The sequence below is a fragment of the Endozoicomonas sp. ONNA2 genome, assembly GCF_024606365.1.
GTDB lineage: Bacteria > Pseudomonadota > Gammaproteobacteria > Pseudomonadales > Endozoicomonadaceae > Endozoicomonas.
In genome coordinates, this window is sequence record NZ_JAHHPO010001161.1 from 1 (window position 1) to 3,738 (window position 3,738).

At 53.4% G+C, this 3,738-nt stretch carries 3 protein-coding genes; 1 reads left to right on the top strand and 2 read right to left on the bottom strand.

The window, feature by feature from the left end:
• Positions 1–178 precede the first annotated feature (178 nt).
• Positions 179–1,372: a hypothetical protein gene (locus tag KDK14_RS20510; RefSeq protein ID WP_257267094.1), complete on the top strand. Its 1,194-nt coding sequence runs from the start codon at positions 179–181 to the stop codon at positions 1,370–1,372.
• A gap of 74 nt (positions 1,373–1,446) precedes the next feature.
• Here KDK14_RS20510 and KDK14_RS20515 read toward each other — a convergent pair whose 3' ends face one another.
• Positions 1,447–2,583 (bottom strand): ABC transporter ATP-binding protein, encoded by a 1,137-nt coding sequence (locus KDK14_RS20515; RefSeq protein ID WP_257267095.1) that lies wholly within the window; start codon positions 2,581–2,583, stop codon positions 1,447–1,449.
• Between the two features lie 102 nt (positions 2,584–2,685).
• The gene (gene malG / locus KDK14_RS20520) at positions 2,686–3,576 is read right to left on the bottom strand and encodes a maltose ABC transporter permease MalG (protein ID WP_257267096.1); all 891 of its coding nucleotides are present in this window, start codon (positions 3,574–3,576) and stop codon (positions 2,686–2,688) included.
• Positions 3,577–3,738: the final 162 nt, after the last annotated feature.

The following is a 3,738-nucleotide window of genomic DNA, read 5'->3' on the forward strand; positions in this document are numbered from 1 at the left end:
TGAATAAAATGATGAAGTTATTCCGGGGCAATTACTTAACCGTTAATGACGGCGGGGCGGATGTTGATGAATGTTGATGAATAGAGTATAGACGCAATGTGCATTGATTTGATGATCAGGAACTCTCAGTCACAGTGGCTTATACTGAATCGCTTAATGATCAGTCTGGGTAACTACCATGGCAAAGCTCTCCGCAGGTCAGAAACGTCGGCAGAAAGAACTGAAACGCCGGAAGAAGAAACAGATTCAGATTAAAAAGCGACAGCCTTTAATGGAGCCCGTCTGGTTGGCTTCCGGTCTGCCAAAATTGTCTGAACAGATTATTGAATTTGGTGAAGCAGTGCTGGATTACCCCAGAGCTGACCGGGAATTTGTCGAAGGTAGCATCGCGTTTTTGGTCATGTGCTGGAATATCGGCTCGGTTTCTGCAGAGCGGTCCGAAAAACTCCGCACAGACATGGACCAGATGCTCCGGGAACAGGCGGGTGACCTTCCTGATGACGTTGAGGATCAGATTGATGTACTGATTACCCGGCGCAGGTTTTTCTATGCCAATGACCCGCGTTTTGTCGTGGAGCATAACGTGTCCTGGCTGGGTGAGGGAGAATACCATGTACAGGTAATGAGCATCCTGATCCCTGAGGCACAGCGCTATCACTTCAGCCCGGAGTATGCCGCTGCTGGCCTGTCGGACAAATCACGTGCAAGTATTGCCATACTTGAGCACCCGCTTACCGGGCAAGAGCAGGAGGTGGAAGAGCTGATCAACAAGGGATGGGGCCTGATCAAAAACCACGATACGGCAGAGCGTGACTCGGTTCGTGACCCTGTCATAGAAGCGGTGGATGTCTGGCTGGAAGCCTGGGAATTGATCAGGACCCTCTATGAAGACCAGACGGCAATAAAGGATATTGATAACCGGATGAGATTTCTGCTGGATTACTGGAGTGCCGAGCTGGACAACTACCTGCTCAGCGCAGCGCAAAAGGATTCGACGTATATCGCCAGGGGGATGGCTTTTTGCCGGGAGTTCAATCAACAGTTTCCGGATACCCATGAACTCACCCGATTGAATTTACAGCGCACGGGTGCTGAGTTATTGCTGTTAGCAGGCGAGTTTGAGCAGGGGGAATCGGCCCTGGAAGCCCTGACCCGGGACTTTCCGGACGAGGCCTGGAGCTTCATTGGCTGGGGAGACATCTACAACCCGGTGTACGAGATGTTGCCGCAAGTGCCTGTGGATATCGAGCGTGCCAAAAGGCTCTATCGTATCCCCATTGTTCGTGAGCTGGACAATGCTGAACGGGCACAGGATCGATTGGAAGAGCTGGCGTATTATCAACGGCAAGGCAGCACTCTTCAGGATGCCTGATGTTCCTGGTGGCGATGGTTAATCCGGCTTATGACCATAGCCGTATAGATACGACTATGGTATCTGGCTTATGGTTATTGATCGATTTCCGGTACCCGGGTTCGGCGAAAGGCCATGCCATCGGCATCAAACAGGTAGCAATGCTCCGGTGGTAGCTCAACACGTATTTTGCTGCCTTCTTCCCGGCGGTGGGAGTCTTCTACCCGCACAATGAAGTGCTCGCGAATGGTATCGTGGCTCATATAGATAAACGACTCGGCACCCAGGCGCTCCAGTGCTTCAATCTTGCCTTCAACGGCATTGCCATTGTCGGTCTCTGCAAGGGTGTGTTCTGGCCGGATGCCTAACACAATGCGCGAGCCCGGATCAGCTTTGCCGGTATCCACAAAGGCTTTCAGGGTTTCGCCGGTGGTCAGGCGAACCTGCGTCTCGTCTGCTCCAGCCTGCTCAATGACCCCGTCAAAGCAGTTCATTTTGGGTGAGCCAATAAAACCGGCAACGAACAGGTTGGCCGGATGGTGATAAAGTTCCAGGGGTTTGCCCACCTGTTCAAGGTTGGTGGCCGCGTCCTGGGCCAGCGGGCTCAATACCACAATCTGGTCCGCCAGGGTCATGGCTTCCACCTGGTCATGGGTGACGTAGATGGAGGTGGTTTTCAGTCGGCGATGTAATCTGGAGATCTCCTGGCGCATCTGGACCCGCAGGGCCACATCCAGGTTCGACAGCGGCTCATCAAACAAAAAGACCCTGGGGTGTTGCACAATGGATCGGCCAATAGCCACCCGCTGTCGTTGACCTCCGGACAGGGCTTTGGGTTTACGCTCCAGCAGTGCCTGCAGTTGCAGGATTCGGGCGGCTTCATCAACCCGTTCATCCACCACGTTTTTTTTCGCTTTGGCCAGCTTCAGGCCAAACGCCATGTTTTCGGCAACGGACATGTGGGGATAGAGGGCATAGGACTGGAAGACCATGCCCACACGCCGCTCATTGGGTGGCCAGTCATTGACTTTCTCGCCATCAATGCTCAGCTCACCGCTGGTGATATCTTCCAGCCCACAGATCATCCGCAGCAGTGTTGACTTGCCACAACCGGATGGGCCGATGAAGGCAATAAACTCACCGTCACCAATGTTGAGGTTGATGTCTTTCAGAATCCAGGTCAGCCCCTGGTCATAACTTTTTGCAATGTTGACGAGTTTGACTTCTGCCATGGCACACCTTTAAAAGATCGCTACCCGCCGCCCGCTTCCCGCAAAGCCCGATTTGCTTCCGCTTTTACGGGCAGCGGGAAGCGGGCGGCGGGCAGCGTTTTTTTAACCTTTAACACCGCCCGATGTCAGTCCCCCGACAATCCAGCGCTGGGAGGCAAGGAAAATAATGGTAATGGGTAAGCCGGAGAGCACGGCGGCGGCGGCAAAGTCACCCCATAAATAATTCTGTGGGTTCAGGTATTGCCTTGAACCCACCGCCAGCGTGAGATTGTCCATACTCTGGAGCAGTACGGATGCTACAGGGTATTCGGCAATCGTGCCGATAAATGCCAGGATAAACACCACCGCCAGAATGGGCACGGACAGCGGCAACAGCACAAAACGGAACGCCTGCCAGGGGGTTGCCCCATCAATGGCCGCTGCTTCTTCCAGAGAGTTATCAATGGTTTCAAAGTACCCTTTGATCAGCCAGATATGCATTGCCATACCACCCAGGTAGGCCAGCGTCACAGAGCCCAGGCTATCCAGACCGAGCCAGGGGATGTAGTCGCCAATCTGGTCAAACAGTGAGTAGATGGCAACCAGGGCCAGCACGGCAGGAAACATCTGCAGGATCATCATGGCTGTCAGCATCTGCTCCCTGAACCTGAAGCGCAGCCGGGCAAAGGCATAGGCGCCGGTGGTCGCCAGAATCAGGATCAGGACCGAGCTGGTGACCGAGACCTTGATGGAGTTCCATAACCAGGTCAGCACCGGGAAAGGGGGCTGCGTTATGGAGCCATCGGCATTCTCCCAGGGGATACCCAGTGCCAGATACCAGTGTTCAAGACTGGGGTTTTCAGGAATCAGCGAGCCGGTGGCAAAGTTACCGGTGCGCAGGGAAACCGAGATAATCATGAAAAAAGGAAACAGGATAAGCAGCAGGAACAGCCACATCACAATACGGGCTGTCCAGACCCTGTACTTCAGGTTTCTTGGTTGCACCATTGCCATGATGACTTCTCCTTACTTACCCCTCGTTAAGAAAAAGATGGGGAACCACAAAGGCACAAAGACACAAAGTTTTTTAAGAGCTTGCCGGGCTACGCCCGGCAAAAAAGGCTTCCTTTGTGTCTCCGTGCCTTTGTGGTTCAAAAAAAGGCTTCCTTTGTGTCT

Bases quoted from the DNA above. Each gene is read 5' to 3' on its own strand.
- malG (WP_257267096.1), bottom strand. From the start codon at position 3,576: ATGGCAATGGTGCAACCAAGAAACCTGAAGTACAGGGTCTGGACAGCC.
- KDK14_RS20515 (WP_257267095.1), bottom strand. From the start codon at position 2,583: ATGGCAGAAGTCAAACTCGTCAACATTGCAAAAAGTTATGACCAGGGG.
- KDK14_RS20510 (WP_257267094.1), top strand. From the start codon at position 179: ATGGCAAAGCTCTCCGCAGGTCAGAAACGTCGGCAGAAAGAACTGAAA.